The organism is Leucobacter faecis (assembly GCF_054456695.2).
In genome coordinates, this window is record NZ_JBTJER020000009.1 from 40,104 (window position 1) to 56,068 (window position 15,965).

Consider the following 15,965-nt stretch of genomic DNA (forward strand, 5'->3'; position numbering starts at 1 on the left):
CAGCGTTTCGCTGCAGAGCAGGAGAACCCCATGACCGCAACACTCTTCATTGACGGGGCCTGGTGCTCCGCGACCGCGGGCGGCAAGCGCCAGATCCACTGCCCCGCCGACGGCGCGTTCGTCGCCGAGGTTGACGAGGCAGGGCCCGAAGACACGATCGCGGCGATTCGTGCCGCACGCACCTCGTTCGATGCGGGCGTGTGGGCGCAGACCCCGGCATCTGAGCGCGGCGACTTTTTGCTGCGCGTGGCCGCCCTGCTGCGCGAACGCAAGGAAGAATTTGCGCGCGCAGAGGCCCTCGACACCGGTAAGCGCATCGTCGAAGCCCGCATGGACATGGACGATATTGCCGCCTGCTTCGATTACTTTGGCAAGCTCGCCGCGCAAAACACCGGCCGCATCGTGGACGCGGGCGACCCCAACGTGAACAGCCGCATCGAGGTCGAGCCGATCGGTGTCTGCGCGCTCATCACGCCCTGGAACTACCCGCTGCTGCAGGCCGCGTGGAAGATCGCCCCGGCGCTTGCCGCGGGCTGCTCGTTCGTGCTCAAGCCCGCCGAGCTCACCCCGCACACCGCTATTCTCATGATCAAGCTGCTCGATGATCTCGGGCTGCCCGCGGGTGTTGCGAACCTCGTGCTCGGCGCCGGATCAACGGCGGGCGCTCCCCTGTCAACGCACCCCGACGTTGACCTCGTATCGTTTACGGGCGGGCTCGAGACCGGCAAGTTGCTCGCCGCGAACGCGGCGGGCAGCGTGAAGAAGATTGCGCTCGAGCTTGGCGGCAAGAACCCCAACATTGTGTTCGCCGACGCTGATTTCGACGCGGCGCTCGACAATGCGCTCAATGCTGTGTTTGTGCACTCGGGTCAGGTGTGCTCGGCGGGCACGCGGCTGATCGTCGAGGAGAGCATCGCCGAGCGTTTCGTGGACGAGCTCGTGCGCAGGGCCGAGGGGATCCGTTTGGGCGGCCCATTCGACGACACCGCCGAGACGGGCACCCTGATCTCGGCAGCGCACCGCGACAAGGTGCACGCGTACGTCGAGGCCGGTATCGCCGAGGGCGCACGCCTGCGCACCGGCGGCAAATTTGGCGAGGGCGACCTTGAGGGCGGCTTCTACTACCTGCCGACCGTGCTCGACCGCGTCGTGCGCGGCATGAGCGTGGTGCGTGACGAAGCATTTGGCCCCGTTGTGACGGTCGAGACGTTTACGACCGAAGACGAGGCCATCGCCATCGCCAACGACACGATCTACGGGCTCGCGGGCGCCGTCTGGTCGAGCGAGGCGGGCCGCGGCGAACGCGTCGCGAAGCAGCTGCGCCACGGCACCATTTGGATCAACGACTTTCACCCCTACCTGCCGCAGGCCGAGTGGGGCGGGTTCAAGCAGTCGGGCTTTGGCCGCGAGCTCGGCCCCACTGGCCTCGCCGAATATCAAGAGATGAAGCACGTTTACCACAACCTCGCTCCGGCCGTCACCGGCTGGTTCCCCGAGCACTAGAAAGGCGCATCAATTGAAGACCACACACTCATTTGACTACGTAATCGTGGGCGGCGGCTCGGCCGGCGCCGCCGTCGCCGCTCGCCTGAGCGAAGACCCGAGCGTCACCGTGGGCCTGCTCGAGGCGGGCGTGCACGACGCCGACGAACAGGTAGTGCTGCAGCTTGACCGCTGGATGGAGCTGCTCGAGTCGGGCTACGACTGGGACTACCCCATCGAGCCGCAAGAAACCGGCAACTCGTTCATGCGCCACTCGCGGGCGAAGGTGCTGGGTGGCTGCTCGTCACACAACTCGTGCATCGCATTTTGGGCGCCGCGCGAAGACCTCGACGAGTGGGCGAACAAGTACGGTGCCACGGGCTGGGAGTCTGACAAGACGTACGCGCTCTACACGAAACTCGAAACGAACGAGGACGACGGCCCACTGCACGGCAAGACCGGTCCCGTCAACATCATGAACGTGCCTCATGCAGACGAGTGCGGGGTCGCGCTGCTCGATGCGTGTGAGCAGGTGGGGATCCCCCGCGCCCAGTTCAACACCGGCAACACCGTGATCAACGGTGCGAACTTTTTTCAGGTGAACCGGCTGCCGGACGGCACGCGAGGATCGTCATCGGTGTCGTACCTCCACCCGATCCGGAGCCGCGAGAATCTTACGGTCTTGACCGGAGTGCACGTGCGCGAACTCGAGTTCGATGCCGAGAACCGCGTGACGGGCGTGCAGTACGTCGATAACGCGTTTGGGCGTGCGAGCCGCATTGCGGCGGAGCGCGAGGTGATCGTCTCGGCCGGCGCGATTAACACGCCGCAGCTGCTGATGCTCTCGGGCATCGGGCCGCGCGAACACCTCGAAGAGGTGGGCATCGAGGTGCGGGTCGACAGCCCCGGCGTGGGGTCGAACCTGCAAGATCACCCCGAGGGCGTCGTGCAGTGGGAGGCGAAGCGCGAGATGGTGCGCGAGTCGACGCAGTGGTGGGAGATCGGCATCTTTGCGCCGACCGAGGAGGGGCTCGATCGCCCCGACCTGATGATGCACTACGGTTCGGTGCCATTCGACATGCACACGTACCGCGCCGGCTACCCCACCGCCGATGACATGATCTGCCTCACCCCCAATGTGACGCACGCGCGCTCGCGCGGCACGGTGCGGCTGCGGTCGATTGACTACCGAGACAAGCCGAAGGTCGATCCGAAGTACTTCTCGGACCCCGAGGGGCACGACCTGCGCGTGATGATCGCCGGTATTCGTAAGGCACGCGAGATCATGGCGCAGCCCGCGATGGCCGATTGGGCGGGCCGCGAGCTCGCCCCCGGCGCCGCAGCGACCACCGACGAAGAGCTGACCGAGTACATCTACAAGACCCACAACACGGTCTACCACCCGGTGGGCACGGTGCGTATGGGCCCCGTCGATGATGCGATGTCGCCGCTCGACCCGCAGCTGCGCGTGAAGGGCGTGCAGGGTCTGCGCGTCGTCGACGCCTCGGCGATGCCCGAGATCGTCACCGTGAACCCCAACATCACGGTCATGATGATGGGCGAGAAGTGTGCTGAGCTGATTCGCTCGGGAAACTAGCGCACGTTTTGTTACACCGCGGGGAGCCGAGTTCTCTCGGCTCCCCCGGCTGCGCTACGCTAGTGAAGTCGCCTCCGTAGCTCAGTGGATAGAGCAACAGCCTTCTAATCTGTCGGTCGCTGGTTCGAGTCCAGCCGGGGGCACTTATTATTTGATGCGTGAACCTCAGTTGATGAAGACGAAAGGGGCGCTCTTTGGCTCAGCGTTTTTCTTTCTCCTCTACCCGAGAATCTTTGACGCTCGCGCGGCGCGCGCTCCGCTCGTGGACGCGGCGGCAATACCTCGTCGCGGTATCGATCGCGCTCGGGTTCGCAGTGCTTGTGGGAGTGGTCACCGTGCTGATTCCCAACCCGCTATTTGCACGCGAGATCGCGACTGTGTGGTGGAACTACCCGGTGTTGCTCGTCAACTCAGTGGGCGTCGGAATGCTCGCCGCCACCTACGTGTCTCCCAGCGCAACGGGTGCGCGTGATACGACTGAAGCCACTCCCGCAGACCGTCGCACAGCACGATTTGGGCTCGCGGGGAGCCTTCTCACGTGGTTCGCCGTTGGCTGCCCAGTCTGCAACAAGATCGCGCTGCTCGCACTCGGCTACGCCGGTGCCATCACCTGGTTTGCGCCACTGCAGCCCATTCTTGCGCTCGCGGCGGTGTTACTTACCGGCATAGCGCTCGTCTGGCGTTTGAAGGGTCAAGTTGCCTGCTCAGTCACTCTGCCCGCCACTTTCGCGAGGGGCGAAGAACCACACCCCTTAACCGAGATGGAGACCAATCGATGACGTTACGGCCAGCCCCGAAGTCGCTCATGAACGCACGTAAGGGCGAAGTTACGTTTCTGATATTCGGTGCGAGTGTCTTCGCGCTGGGCATTGCTGCCGCCAGCGCGGTCTGTGTTGTCTGCGCCTACCCGGCAATCGTCGCGGTGGGCGGATAGTGCAGCACGCGCATAAACGAAGACGCTGGGCACTGCGACCCTGCCGAGTGACCCCATAACTTGATGACGAGCGGGCATTGGTGAGTGAACCGCCCGCTGGCCTGCCTGATCCACATGAGTCAGGTAATGAGGTTCTCGTAACGCCCCGGGACTATTCGAGCTTTTTGGCTCGGACTGCCGGGGCAACAGTCCTTCTCCAGAAGGATCTTCGTGGATGCAGGTTTTGGCCCGACTGCGCTCGACGGGTGTCGGGGTCGCGCATCACACGTCGATCTATCAGCCACAGTGGGCAGGCGCGCCGCGCGTTGATAGCCTGGTGGAGTGTCAGAGCGGCCTGAACCAGTGGATGCGCGGGTCAAGTTACTGGAGCGCATAACCGCGTTGGAGAACCAGCTCTCCCAGGCGAGAAATGAACTTCGACTGCTCGACAGTGTCTCAACACCGAGCAGGAACCTCACATCAGAGACTGAGAACGGCATCCCCTCCCCCGCCCACGTCCACGCCGGATCGAGTCCTGCAGAAAAAATGGCGCTGTTCAGCGCGCGCTTCATTGGGCGAAGCGATGTCTACGCAAACCGGTGGCTCAGCAAGAAAACCGGCAAGTCCGGATGGAGTCCGGCAATTCGCTACGGCAGTGACTACCGCAATCCAAGGCCGTCAGATTACCTTCCGCTCACAGCTTCTGTACTCGAACGCCACCTTCGGCGCGATCCCGATATTGAATGGCACGCAGGTTTGTACCCGCTGCTTGAGAATGACCAGTGCCGCCTGCTCGCCTGTGACTTCGATGACGGTGACTGGCGCCGCGATGCGGCCGCATATGCGGCGGCATGTAAGGAAGCGGGGTTCGACGTACTCGCCGAGATCTCGCGTTCGGGGGAAGGCGCCCACGTGTGGATGTTCTTCGACTCAGCGGTTCCCGCTGCGACAGCACGCGCCGCAGGCGCGCAGCTGTTGCGGCGCGCGATGGCGTCGTGCCCGAGCATGAGTTTCGAAAGCTACGACCGCTTCTTTCCGTCCCAAGACAAACTCCCTACCCAGTCCACCGGACGAGCGCGGTTTGGCAACCTAATCGCGTTGCCTTTGAGCGGCAATTGCCGGGCCCGATCCACCTCTGTATTCGCCGACCCCACAACGTGGGTTCCGTTCAAGGATCAATTCGCTGAGCTTGCAAAAGTTCGGCTCGCTGACGCTGAATCGTTGACCAAAATCATCGGAGCGGGGGCAACTAACCCGCTTGGGCCGGCAGGGAACCTTCCACTCCGGCCCCAGCGTGCGGCAATTCGCGCTGCGGCCAAGGAACACCTTGCCGCACCGGGTGCAGAACAGAATGTTCGACTGCGACTCGACTCGGTCTTGCATGTGCCGACCGCATCGCTGCCGGGCACCGTCATCATCGACCTCAAACATCTGGCTTCTATTCCGAATCCAGAGTTCTACCTCAGACAGGCACAACGTCGCAGCACTTATGGAACACCGCGCTTGGTCACCTGTTTTGAGCATGACGGTGAAGAATTACGGATCCCGCGCGGATTGCTTGATGAGACCAGTCTGCGGCTTGAAGATGCCGGCTTCAAAGTCAGTGTCACGAAAACACGTCGCAAACGAACTTCGATCGAAGTCAAATTCAGCGGAACGCTCCACAAAGATCAGCGGGCTGCAGTTAGCGCGATGGACAAACACGAAACCGGTGTACTCGTTGCACCCCCAGGGGCGGGCAAGACCGTGATCGCCTGCGCGCTCATTGCGAAACGACAAAAGCCAACCGCGATCCTCGTCGGCAATCGCGAGCTACTGGCACAGTGGCGCACGCGACTACAGGAGTTTCTATCGCTTACTGAAAACCAAATCGGTCAGCTCGGAGCTGGTCGCCGTAAGCGGCGCGGGTTGGTCGACCTCATCATGTGGGAATCGATCGCCCACCGTGAAGGTGACCCCACCATTTTGAACGAGTACGGGCAGATCATTATTGATGAGTGCCACGGGATCGCGGCGCCTGCGATCGAGGCTGCGCTGCGCCAAGTTGATGCGCCCAGGTGGCTGGGCCTGACTGCTACTCCGTACCGTGCCGACAAAATGGACGGGCTGATCACCATGCAGTGTGGGCCGATACGCCACACCATGATGCAGGAAACCGTAGTAAAGCGAGAGCTCCGAATTCACGACACGCAGTTCGCCACAGATGAGACGGGCAGTGATGGGCCGTCGATACAAGCTATCTACACGGAGCTTGCCCATGACGAAGCGCGGAACACACTCGTGGTAGATAGCGTCCTTGATGCCGCTGCTGACGGACGCTGCTCACTAGTTCTCACTAACCGGATCGATCACCTCGACACACTCATGGAGAGCATTCGTCAGCGCTCGAGCACACCCACATTCTCCCTGCATGGCAGGCTTTCACCGGCTGAACGCCGTGAAGTCCGAGACGCCCTCACCGCACTCGTCGATAGGCGCGAGCCATTCACGCTCGTTGCGATTGACAAGGTTGCGGGCGAAGGGTTGGATCTACCAACGCTTGACACACTGTTTCTCGCTGTGCCGATTTCCTTTAAGGGGAGGGTCATACAGCAGCTCGGGCGAATTACCCGCGGCGTGGCGGCGACGTCGGGAAAGGTTGCGCTTGTGCATGATTTTCGGGACGGTAACGTGCCTCTGTTTGAGGCGATGCATGCCCGACGCCGTAGGGTGATACTAAAAGATGGATTCACCCCCGCACCCTGAGCCGCAACAGGAAGCCGCGCTCACCCAAACATGCGCGCGCGTAGACGGCGCATGAACAAGCTGGTATCTTAGAGGTGCAGCGCAGGTAACCCGCCAGGCATTTTATGCACCGCCGGTGAAGCGTATGACCCCCAGGCTCGCTACGGCGTCCTGGGGGTCGCATCTTTGCAGGAGGATCGTGGACATTCAGCTACACCGTCTTTATGCAGAGAACAGAGCGCCCATAGCGTTCCTCGATGAGTCCTACGAGCTGCGCGAAGGCAAGACTTTCTATATCATCGCATCGGCCATCGTTTACCCGGACGATCTCGACCGCAGTCGAACAGCACTGCTTGAGTTTTATGGTGGCGACACAATGCATGCTTCTCCGATGTACCGTCGGAATGAACTCACTTCCCTCCGCAGCGCCCTATCGCTCGCAGCCAGCCAGCACGATGGTATGGATGTTGTCGTACAGACGGCCATCGATCTAGATGATGATCATGGGCATAGTGCACGCCGGCGATGCCTTTCATTTATCGCGCCGCTACTTCATAAGGAGGAAGGAACGACGCTTCTCGTGCTTGACTCGCTAGAGACTCCGGCCGCCAACCGTCATGACCGGTTCACGTTCGGCGATCTCCGTCGGGCCGGGACGCTTCACCGTGACGCAACTGAATACCATGCGCGCCCATCAGCTGAGCCGTTGCTCGGCCTACCTGATTTGCTTGCTTGGGCGTACCGTCAACAAATCACTCGCAACGATGCAAGCTGGTTTGCACCGTTGGCGCGCGATACCCGTGTTCACGAGCTCGAAGGCGGCTAATTTTTCATCCCAAGCACGGCTACCTGATCCGGGTCGAGACCCAGGCCCGCGCCACAGCCCCGGTGTCGCGGCTGAGGCCCGTGCCCACGACCATGCCGATCGCGATGGCGAAGATGCCCGCGACCGTTTGCAGTAGGGCGCTGCCTCCCCCGGCCGTGCCCGAAACGGTCTCGGTGAGGCCGATGAACCCCATGGTGCCGGGCACCATCATCCAGTACGCGCAGGTGAGCATCACCGCTGGTTGCGGGGCCCGCGGCAGGTGCGACACCAGATAGATCGCGGGCACCGAGATCACGGCACCAATGAGCCCCGAGAGCGCCGCACCGAGCAGCACATGGCCGAGCAGCTGGCCCGCGTAGGCCACGCTGAGCGCAAACAAGATCCAGATCAGCGACCCCTTGGGGGCGACCGAGTACAGGTAGTAGCCGATCGCGACGAACACGATGCCCAGCCAGGGCGCCCACGCGCCCAGCCGGTCACCGCTTGAGGTGTGCGGGTGCGACATACCCGAAACGACCATGCCCAGGTATAGCCCAAATGCGAGCAGCGCCAGCGAGGCGAAGCCGTACAGCATGCGACTGGCGCCCGCGATGATCTGGCCGTTCGTCAGCTCGACCGTCGCGATCGTGAGCGTCAGACCGGGCAGCATGCTTGCGATCGCGGGCGTGACCAGGCTGAGCACGCTCTGGCTTGCGAGCTCTGGGGCAATAAGCCCGGCAATCGCCGTCGCGGTGAAGGCTGCCACAACTGGCAGCACCAGCGCGAGCGTCTGTACGCGCGAGCCCAGCAGCACAATGAGCCCCACGAGCAGCCCGAGGGCCGCGTAGACCGGCAGCGCGGCCAGCGTGGGGCTCAGCACAAGCCCAAAGCCGAGCGTCAGCAGCACATGCCCGGCGAGCGACGCCCAGAACCCAAAGCGCGGCGGCGCCGCACTGATGCGCTTCACGCGCGCCGAGACGTCGGCGGGGTCGAGCTGCGCCGCGGCCGACTTGTGCATGAGGCGCTCGATCGCATCAACCTGGTCGAGCCGTAACGGAGCGTGATTGGCGTCGAACACCGACGTTTTGACCGGGTCGTGCGACGGATCCTCGATCAGAATGAACGTGGGCAGCACGATGATGCGCAGATTGAGGCTGCCGTAGGTGCGCGCGAGCGACAGTAGTGACCCCGCCACCTCGTTGGTGGGTTGCGAGCCAGCAAGCAGCACGCGCCCGAGCAGCCCGAGCATGCCCACCAACTCGGTAGAGCGGGCATAGGCCAGCGTCGTCGGGTCGTCTTTTTCGAGCACCGACAGAGCGCGTTGCAAACGCGTGCGGCGAAGTTTCACTGTGACCCAAATTTCACTGTGCTGCAGAATTCACGAGCACGTTCAACCCCCCCTGGCTGGCGCCGCTACTTCTTCTTCTTACGAAACCAGGGAAAAATCGAGCCGATCACCACGCCGGCCGCCAGGAGCACTAGGAACCACGCCCACCCGGGAGCCACAAACTGAAAGCTCAGAAAGTGCAGGGTCGCGGTGCCGCGATTCGAGAAGATGAAGATCAGCGCGGCTGCCAGTATGACGAGAGAGACCACCAACTTAGTGATGTTGATGCTTTTCTCTGTCCCGTTGCCGGTGTTGTCGCTTGCACGTCCCATGTGGCTCCCTCGCCATCCAGGTATTCATTGGATTGCCTATCGCGATTGATCCTATAGGAAAGCTACCCGGCGAGGACTCACCCCACAAAACTTGCGCACTGCATCGACAACCGTCAATATAGACACATGTCTATTCAAGCGCCTGTGCGGGTCGCCCCCAAACGAATGTCTACGCTCGACAAGTGGCTCGCCCTGTGGATCGGCATCGCCATGATCGCGGGGCTGCTGCTGGGGCGTTTCGTTCCCGGCCTGTCTGAGCTGCTCACGCGCCTCGAGGTGGGCGGGATCTCGGTACCGATCGCACTGGGTCTACTCGTCATGATGTACCCGGTGCTCGCGAAGGTGCGCTACAGCAAGGTCGCCGCGATCACCGGCGACAAGAAGCTGCTCGTCTCGTCGTTCGTGCTGAACTGGCTACTCGGCCCCGCCCTCATGTTCACGCTCGCCTGGATCTTCTTGGCCGACCTGCCCGAGTACCGCACCGGCGTGATCATCGTGGGGCTCGCCCGCTGCATCGCGATGATCGTGATTTGGAACGATCTCGCCTGCGGTGATGGCGAGGCCACCGCGGTGCTGATCGCCATGAACTCGGTGTTTCAGGTCGTCGCCTTCTCATTTCTGGGCTGGTTCTACCTCACCGTGTTGCCGGGCTGGCTGGGCCTCGATTCGCAGGGGCTCGATGTCTCGGTGTGGCAGATCGCACTCAACGTGCTCGTGTTCTTGGGCGTGCCGCTCATCGCCGGCTTCATGTCACGCTGGCTGGGCGAGAAGCGTCGCGGCCGCGAATGGTACGAGGGCACCTTTCTGCCCCGGATCGGGCCGTGGGCGCTCTACGGTCTGCTGTTCACCATCGTGCTGCTCTTCGCTTTTCAGGGCGAGGCCATCACTAAGAATCCGTTCGACGTGGCCCGTATCGCGGCCCCGCTTCTCGCGTACTTCGGTCTGATGTGGTTCATTGGCATGGCGCTCGGCAAAGCAATCGGGCTGGGCTATGCGCGCACCACGTCGCTTGCGTTCACGGCCGCGGGCAACAACTTTGAGCTCGCAATTGCCGTCGCGATCGGCACCTTTGGGGCGACCTCGGGGCAGGCGCTTGCCGGTGTCGTGGGCCCGCTCATCGAGGTGCCCGTGCTGGTGGGGCTGGTGTATGTCTCACTCTGGCTGGCGAAGACCTGGTTTAAAACCGACCCCTACGCGACCGGAACGAGGGCATCATGACCGCACTCACTGACGTAACCGAGGCCGCTTCAGAGGTGTCTTCGTGCGCTCCCGTCACAGACCACGCCATCGGCACGGAGGCCGCGCAGAGCGTTGCGAGCACGCTGAAGGCGCTCGCCGAGCCCCTCAGGCTGCGCATCCTCTCGGCGATCGCCACCGACCCGCGCGGCGAGTCGTGCGTGTGCGATCTGGCGGCCCTCGCAGACGTCGCCCAGCCCACCATCTCCCACCACCTCAAGGTGCTCAAAACCGCTGGCCTCGTCACTTCGACGAGGCGGGGCACGTGGGTTTGGTACAGATTTGTACCCACTAGTACCGCCGCGGCGACCGCGCTGCTCGGCTCATTTCAGCATTCCCCAAAGGAACCAGCATGACCCTCACCACCCCTTCTGTCTTATTCGTCTGCGTACACAACGCGGGCCGGTCACAAATGGCCGCGGGTTACCTGCGGCACCTCGCGGGCGACCGCATCGAGGTCTTTTCTGCCGGATCAATTCCCGCTGACCACATCAACCCCACCGCGGTCGCCGCGATGCTCGAAGAGGGCATTGATATTACCGCCGAGGCCCCCAAGGTCCTCACCGACGCGGCTGTGCAGGCCGCCGATGCTGTGATTACGATGGGCTGTGGTGACGCCTGTCCGTTCTACCCCGGTAAGCGTTATGAAGACTGGCAGCTCGAAGACCCCGCGGGGCAGAGCATCGAGGCTGTGCGCCCCATCCGTGACGCCATTAAAGCGCGGGTCGAGCGCCTCATTGCAGAGCTGCTGTAGCTAGGACATTCCACTAGACGCACGGCGCCGGGCAACAGAAAGGGGGTTCAGTGTTCTCATGAACACTGAACCCCCTCATTCTTCGGCAGATGCTACTGCTTACCGAGGATCCCGTCGCCGCCCTCTACGTTCAAGAGCGTGCCGGTGACGTAGCTCGATGCCGCAGAGCACAGCCACACGGCAGCGGCAGCCTGCTCTTCGACACCCGCCATGCGCTTCATCGGAATGCTTGCCGCGACAGCGTCATAGGCCTCGGGTGACGACTGCTTCCAGTTGAGCAGCGAAGTGGTGAGCGTCGCACCGGGGCAGAACGCGTTGACGCGAATACCCTTCGAAGCGTATTCGAGGGCCGCGGTCTGCGTGATGCCGTTGACGGCCCACTTCGACGCGTTGTACGGCGACAGGCCGGGCGAGCCCTGCTTGCCCGACATCGACGAGGTGTTGACGATCGCGCCCGAGCCCTGCTTTTCCATCTGGCGCAGCTCGTGCTTCATGAACTGCATCGTGCCAAACACGTTGAGCGAGAAGATGCGCTCCCAGGTGGCGCGCTCCTGCTCGGTGAAGGGAGTCGTGGGCGCCCCGATACCGGCGTTGTTGTGCGCGAAGTCGAGTGCACCCCACTTCTCTACGACGATTGCGACGGCGCGCTCAGCGAGCGTCTCGTCTGAGGCGTCGCCCACGAGAATCTCGGCTTCGGCGCCCGCCTCGCGCACGAGGCGCGCGGTCTCTTCGAGTCGCTCTGCGCTGATGTCGCACAGCAGCACGTTGGCGCCAGCCTGCGCGAAGGCCACGGCGCTGGCGCGGCCGATCCCGTCGCCCGCACCGGTCACGAGGCCCGCTTTGCCTGCGAGTCCAAGGTAATCGTTCATGTTCTCCCTGCTTTCGTTCGAGGTGCCCGCGGGCCTAGTACAGCTTCTGCGTGCCGCCGTCGGCCATGAGTGTCTGCCCGGTCATGTACTGCGACTCCTTCGAGAGCAGAAACGCGATGATCGGGGCAACATCTGACTCCGGATCGCCAAAGCGGCCGAGCGGGGTCGACTTGAGCACCTGCTGGTACTGCTCGGGCGCAGCCTTCGACCATGCCTCGACCCCCGCGGTGAGCGCGAGCGGCGACACCACGTTGACGCGAATGCCGTCGGCGGCCCACTCGTTCGCGGCCACACGCGAGAGCCCACGGATGGCCTCTTTCGCGGCGGCGTAGGCGGCCTGCGTCGGCTGGCCGCTCATCGCGGCCCCCGAACCGAAGTTCACGATCGCACCATTCGTCTTGGCGAGTTCAGCGTGCGCTGCCTTCATGAAGTTGAGCGTCGCTTGGAACCCCGTGTTGAACGAGAGGTCCCAGTCGCTCTGCTCGAGTTCGAGCAGCGGCTTCTGCCGCGAAGCGTGGGCGTTATTGACGAGCCCGGTGAGCTTGCCAAAGCGCTCGACAGCCAGCGCGACCGCCTGCTTTGCGGTCTCGGGGTCAGACACATCGCCCGCGAAGAACGCGACCTGCTCGGGCAGCTCGGCTACGAGCGCCTGGCCTGCCTCTTCGTTAATGTCAACTGCTACGACCTGTGCACCACGAGCAACGAGAGCGCGGCTGGTGGCTCCGCCGATTCCCGAGGCACCGCCGGTGACAATGATTACGCCCCCGGCGAGCTGATCCTGCGACATAGATGAGTCCTTTCGTTGACTTATGGCCGGGATTTGTGTCCGTCGCCGGCCCTCGGCGGAGTCAAATTTGCGCGACCAAAAGCCGCGTGGCGGTTAGCCCGCGTGCTGCCACAGCCCCTTTGCCACCATACGCTTCTGCGCGGCGAATGCGACGAGCACGATCACGATGTTGAGCGCGAGCATCACAATGATTGCGAAGAGTACGGGCTGGTAGGTCTTCGTCGCGTCGTACACGAACCCGTATGCGGGTAGCGCCACGATCGAGGCCAGTGCGAGGCCAGTGGAGGCGGTCGCGTAGATCTGCGCGTAATCACGCTTGCCAAACAGCGAGGTCACCATGGCGGGGGCGATGATGCCAATCGATGCGCTAATGAGACCGAACAGGGCGACTGCGACGCAGATCACGATTGGGTTGTTCGTCACAATCAGCAGGCCGATCGCAATGATACCGACGATCATCGTGAGCACGGCCGTGAATTTCGAGCTGAGCATGTCGACAAGCGCGCCGAGGATCAGGGATCCGACGAGCACGCCAAGCATGTAGATACTCATGACTGTGCCGCTGAAGGACTGCTCAAACCCGAGCTGCTCGAGGTGGTTCGGAATGTGCTGCGAGAACGAGGCCACCGAGGTGATGAAGAAGAAGAACAGTGCCAGCATCAAGAACGGTACAGACTTGCGCGCGACGGCAATCTCGATGCCCTCAGCCGAGACCGGCTTGGCTGCCACGGGCGCGCTTGCGTCAAACTCGGCCTCGGGTGAGGCTTCGGCGCCCAGCGGGCGCAGACCCATCGACTCGGGTGACTTGCGCAGAAGGAGCAGGGTGGCAGCCACCACGATGGCCAGCGAGAACCCGCCAAGCACCATGTAGGCAATGCGCCAGCCGTACGCACCGATAAGGAACGACGTAACGGGCTGCGCAATCGCACCGATCAGGCCGCCAGCTGCCGAGAGCACACCCAGCGCGAGACCGTTGCGTGTCTTAAACCACTGGTTGATGAGCACGGGGCCCACGATGACCGTGATGATCGTGCCGCCCATGCTCAGCGGCACCGCGAGGAGGTACCAGCCCCACACCGCACTCATCAGACCGAACAGCATGATCGCGCCGGCCTGCAGTGTGATGGCTCCGAGCACCACCTGGCGCACATCGTACTTGGCGAGCAGCTTGCCGCCGATGGGCAAGAACACCATGGTCACGATCGCCGCCACCGAGAAGTACAGTGTGAACTGCCCCACACCAAACCCGAGGTCCTTCGTCACCGGAGCGATAAACAACCCCGAGGTGTTGTTCAGCGCCCCCTTGCCCAGACCGACGATGATACTAACTGCGACGAGGATCCACCATGCGTAGTGAATCCGCTTCGCGCTCTTGGGTGCGCTCACGGCTCTCCAATATTCTGCGATAAAACGAATAAAGGCCTGTTCGAGAACCGGTTTTTAACGCGTGTAGCGCAAAACTCCGGGCATGAAACAGACCAGTGTAACTCTAAGTAATATTAGCCGATCGGCGGCGCCACATTTCACCACGGTGTCGCGAAGGTTTCAAGCAGGTTACGCGACGCGGCGGGTGTCCCAGGCTTTGCCGCGCTCACCAAGCAGGTGAACGTGCAGGTGCGGCAGCACCTGCTTCGTTGATTCCTTCAGCTTTTGTTTGACGTTGGCGAGAAACAGTTCTGGTGACATCAGCTTTCGCCGCCGATCAGGCAGCCCGATTGAGACCACCAGATGAATTGAACGACTCTTCAGCACCCTCGCTGCGATAGTTGATTCTGGTCCGCCCTTTTCTCGAGCCGACACAAGCCCAGCAAGTGTATCTAGCGCCTTGAGTGCGATCTTGCCCGGCAACTCTTCAGGTAGCGTCGTCCCTGGGTATGCGTAGTCCTTCACTTCGACGAGGTACGCCCGAAACCCGTCTGTCGCTACGAAGTCACAGCCCGAGAGCTCATCTTTGCCCGCCTTGATGCGCACCTGCTGCAAATTCTCACGATAGTGACGCCACTCGTCATACTGCTCGGCCACCCACCCCGCATCGAAGATGAATTCATAGCGCTGTTCGGTAAGCTTCACGCGTGTCATGTGAGTTCCAAATATCTCACTGACTGAGCGAGCTCTGCATCGAGTGCCGAAATATCACCAATGCCTTCGACGCTGCTATCCGACTCCGCTACTACAAAACCCTGATCGTCGCGCTGGAGGCCAACGAAGACGCTCTCAAGCGCTCGCTGCTCGGTGAGCATCTCAATTTCTCGCAGCAGAAACAAGCTGTGGGTAGCAATAAATACCTGCACGCCGGACTGCGCAAGCTCGACAATAGTTTCTGCGACTTGCTTCAATGTTTTGGGGTTGAGATTGGCCTCTGGCTCATCCCAAAACAGATAGCCACCTTCAAGCAAAGTACCTGACGCCACGAGCCGTGCAATCATGCCAAGCTTGCGAAACCCCTCAGCCACTAGGTGCATCTCAATTTTGCCAAGGCCTGGCTGCGACAGATAAAAGCGGCCGCTCTCTTCAACAACAGCACCGCCCAAGGCCTCCTGAATCGGCGCAAGTACCCGTTGAACGGTCTGCTCCCTGGGGCCGCGCCTTACACCCCGCCCAAGCAACACAGCAGTGTCACGCCACGTTTCGTCGAACTCCATCACGCGCTCGTCATAGAGCGCCGCAAGGCCCGGGTAGATAGACAGCAGCTCACGTGTTGGGATGAACGCGGGGGTCTCACTGAGGTACCGATCTGGCACCTCGGCAGTCTGCACTTCAGTTGCAGAGCGCGTTGAGAACCCGAAGTCAAGCGCCCCTATGTGGTTAAACTGCAGACGAATTTCACTTCGAGTGTGCCCCTGCTGTCGGTTTGTGAGTCGCCCAAGAGAGTCCGGTCTAAATACGCCCCGCAGCTTAGAGGCAAGTGCCCGGTTAAACCTAGCTTTTGTCGGGCGCTCATCTTCCACCTGACTCAACGGCGCCGTTGCTGAATACAACAACTTAATGAGTTGTGACTTTCCAGCCCCGTTCTCGCCGACGATCACGTTGAGGTGGGGTGAAAACGTTACATCGAGTGACGCGAAGGGCCCAAAGTTTGTCACTTGAGCGCGTGCAATCGGATTTACCGCCATCGGGCGCACTCCTCACTAATCATTCC

At 62.1% G+C, this 15,965-nt stretch carries 16 protein-coding genes and 1 tRNA gene; 10 read left to right on the top strand and 7 right to left on the bottom strand.

The genetic code is table 11. The features are described 5' to 3' along the window. The first annotated feature begins 30 nt into the window (after window positions 1-30). The 7 genes from ACXR2W_RS10705 to ACXR2W_RS10735 all read left to right on the top strand — a co-directional run bounded on the left by ACXR2W_RS10705 (window position 31) and on the right by ACXR2W_RS10735 (window position 7,542). Window positions 31-1,503 carry an aldehyde dehydrogenase family protein gene (locus ACXR2W_RS10705; protein WP_458815739.1) on the top strand — a complete coding sequence of 491 codons (1,473 nt, stop codon included), beginning with the start codon at window positions 31-33 and terminating at the stop codon, window positions 1,501-1,503. Between the two features lie 13 nt (window positions 1,504-1,516). Next, on the top strand, window positions 1,517-3,079 hold the full coding sequence (locus ACXR2W_RS10710; RefSeq protein ID WP_458815737.1) for a GMC family oxidoreductase: 1,563 nt from the start codon (window positions 1,517-1,519) through the stop codon (window positions 3,077-3,079). Window positions 3,080-3,149: 70 nt separating this feature from the next. Further along, window positions 3,150-3,222, top strand: a tRNA-Arg gene (locus tag ACXR2W_RS10715). Window positions 3,223-3,273: 51 nt separating this feature from the next. Continuing rightward, window positions 3,274-3,858 (top strand): hypothetical protein, encoded by a 585-nt coding sequence (locus ACXR2W_RS10720; protein ID WP_458815735.1) that lies wholly within the window; start codon window positions 3,274-3,276, stop codon window positions 3,856-3,858. Continuing rightward, window positions 3,855-4,013 (top strand): hypothetical protein, encoded by a 159-nt coding sequence (locus ACXR2W_RS10725; RefSeq protein WP_458815733.1) that lies wholly within the window; start codon window positions 3,855-3,857, stop codon window positions 4,011-4,013. Before ACXR2W_RS10720 ends, ACXR2W_RS10725 begins: the two co-directional genes overlap by 4 nt. 321 nt (window positions 4,014-4,334) lie before the next feature. Next, window positions 4,335-6,737: a TOTE conflict system archaeo-eukaryotic primase domain-containing protein gene (locus tag ACXR2W_RS10730; protein WP_458815731.1), complete on the top strand. Its 2,403-nt coding sequence runs from the start codon at window positions 4,335-4,337 to the stop codon at window positions 6,735-6,737. 178 nt (window positions 6,738-6,915) lie between these two features. Continuing rightward, window positions 6,916-7,542 carry a hypothetical protein gene (locus ACXR2W_RS10735; RefSeq protein WP_458815729.1) on the top strand — a complete coding sequence of 209 codons (627 nt, stop codon included), beginning with the start codon at window positions 6,916-6,918 and terminating at the stop codon, window positions 7,540-7,542. 19 nt (window positions 7,543-7,561) lie between these two features. On the opposite strand, the gene ACXR2W_RS10740 is transcribed toward ACXR2W_RS10735, so the two are convergent. Both ACXR2W_RS10740 and ACXR2W_RS10745 read right to left on the bottom strand, forming a co-directional pair. Next, window positions 7,562-8,848, bottom strand: coding sequence for a threonine/serine exporter family protein (locus tag ACXR2W_RS10740; RefSeq protein ID WP_458815727.1), 1,287 nt, complete (start codon window positions 8,846-8,848; stop codon window positions 7,562-7,564). Window positions 8,849-8,934: 86 nt separating this feature from the next. Beyond that, entirely contained in the window at window positions 8,935-9,180 is a 246-nt protein-coding gene (locus ACXR2W_RS10745) for a LapA family protein (protein ID WP_458815725.1), read from the bottom strand. A gap of 126 nt (window positions 9,181-9,306) precedes the next feature. Here ACXR2W_RS10745 and arsB point away from each other — a divergent pair, with 126 nt between their 5' ends. The 3 genes from arsB to ACXR2W_RS10760 are packed head-to-tail and all read left to right on the top strand — an operon-like array spanning window position 9,307 to window position 11,170. Next, window positions 9,307-10,398 (top strand): ACR3 family arsenite efflux transporter, encoded by a 1,092-nt coding sequence (gene arsB / locus ACXR2W_RS10750; RefSeq protein WP_458815723.1) that lies wholly within the window; start codon window positions 9,307-9,309, stop codon window positions 10,396-10,398. Further along, window positions 10,395-10,772, top strand: coding sequence for an ArsR/SmtB family transcription factor (locus ACXR2W_RS10755; protein ID WP_458815721.1), 378 nt, complete (start codon window positions 10,395-10,397; stop codon window positions 10,770-10,772). Before arsB ends, ACXR2W_RS10755 begins: the two co-directional genes overlap by 4 nt. Next, window positions 10,769-11,170, top strand: coding sequence for an arsenate reductase ArsC (locus ACXR2W_RS10760; RefSeq protein WP_458815719.1), 402 nt, complete (start codon window positions 10,769-10,771; stop codon window positions 11,168-11,170). The genes ACXR2W_RS10755 and ACXR2W_RS10760 overlap by 4 nt, the downstream gene beginning before the upstream one ends. Before the next feature lie 92 nt (window positions 11,171-11,262). Here ACXR2W_RS10760 and ACXR2W_RS10765 read toward each other — a convergent pair whose 3' ends face one another. The 5 genes from ACXR2W_RS10765 to ACXR2W_RS10785 all read right to left on the bottom strand — a co-directional run bounded on the left by ACXR2W_RS10765 (window position 11,263) and on the right by ACXR2W_RS10785 (window position 15,939). Beyond that, window positions 11,263-12,039, bottom strand: a complete 777-nt coding sequence (locus tag ACXR2W_RS10765) for an SDR family NAD(P)-dependent oxidoreductase (protein ID WP_458815717.1) — start codon at window positions 12,037-12,039, stop codon at window positions 11,263-11,265. Between the two features lie 34 nt (window positions 12,040-12,073). Beyond that, entirely contained in the window at window positions 12,074-12,826 is a 753-nt protein-coding gene (locus ACXR2W_RS10770; protein ID WP_458815715.1) for an SDR family NAD(P)-dependent oxidoreductase, read from the bottom strand. A 93-nt stretch (window positions 12,827-12,919) separates the two neighbouring features. Further along, on the bottom strand, window positions 12,920-14,212 hold the full coding sequence (locus ACXR2W_RS10775; protein ID WP_458815713.1) for an MFS transporter: 1,293 nt from the start codon (window positions 14,210-14,212) through the stop codon (window positions 12,920-12,922). A gap of 168 nt (window positions 14,213-14,380) precedes the next feature. After that, the gene (locus tag ACXR2W_RS10780) at window positions 14,381-14,905 is read right to left on the bottom strand and encodes a cysteine--tRNA ligase (RefSeq protein ID WP_458815711.1); all 525 of its coding nucleotides are present in this window, start codon (window positions 14,903-14,905) and stop codon (window positions 14,381-14,383) included. Further along, a complete protein-coding gene (locus ACXR2W_RS10785; RefSeq protein ID WP_458815709.1) occupies window positions 14,902-15,939 on the bottom strand; it encodes an AAA family ATPase in 1,038 nt (345 codons plus the stop codon). The genes ACXR2W_RS10780 and ACXR2W_RS10785 overlap by 4 nt, the downstream gene beginning before the upstream one ends. Window positions 15,940-15,965: the final 26 nt, after the last annotated feature.

What these genes read in the sequence shown, in the direction of transcription:
- ACXR2W_RS10725 (WP_458815733.1), top strand. Translation starts at nt 3,855, where the DNA reads ATGACGTTACGGCCAGCCCCGAAGTCGCTCATGAACGCACGTAAGGGC.
- ACXR2W_RS10785 (WP_458815709.1), bottom strand. Translation starts at nt 15,939, where the DNA reads ATGGCGGTAAATCCGATTGCACGCGCTCAAGTGACAAACTTTGGGCCC.
- ACXR2W_RS10760 (WP_458815719.1), top strand. Translation starts at nt 10,769, where the DNA reads ATGACCCTCACCACCCCTTCTGTCTTATTCGTCTGCGTACACAACGCG.
- ACXR2W_RS10745 (WP_458815725.1), bottom strand. Translation starts at nt 9,180, where the DNA reads ATGGGACGTGCAAGCGACAACACCGGCAACGGGACAGAGAAAAGCATC.
- ACXR2W_RS10705 (WP_458815739.1), top strand. Translation starts at nt 31, where the DNA reads ATGACCGCAACACTCTTCATTGACGGGGCCTGGTGCTCCGCGACCGCG.
- ACXR2W_RS10770 (WP_458815715.1), bottom strand. Translation starts at nt 12,826, where the DNA reads ATGTCGCAGGATCAGCTCGCCGGGGGCGTAATCATTGTCACCGGCGGT.
- ACXR2W_RS10780 (WP_458815711.1), bottom strand. Translation starts at nt 14,905, where the DNA reads ATGACACGCGTGAAGCTTACCGAACAGCGCTATGAATTCATCTTCGAT.
- ACXR2W_RS10755 (WP_458815721.1), top strand. Translation starts at nt 10,395, where the DNA reads ATGACCGCACTCACTGACGTAACCGAGGCCGCTTCAGAGGTGTCTTCG.
- ACXR2W_RS10765 (WP_458815717.1), bottom strand. Translation starts at nt 12,039, where the DNA reads ATGAACGATTACCTTGGACTCGCAGGCAAAGCGGGCCTCGTGACCGGT.
- arsB (WP_458815723.1), top strand. Translation starts at nt 9,307, where the DNA reads ATGTCTATTCAAGCGCCTGTGCGGGTCGCCCCCAAACGAATGTCTACG.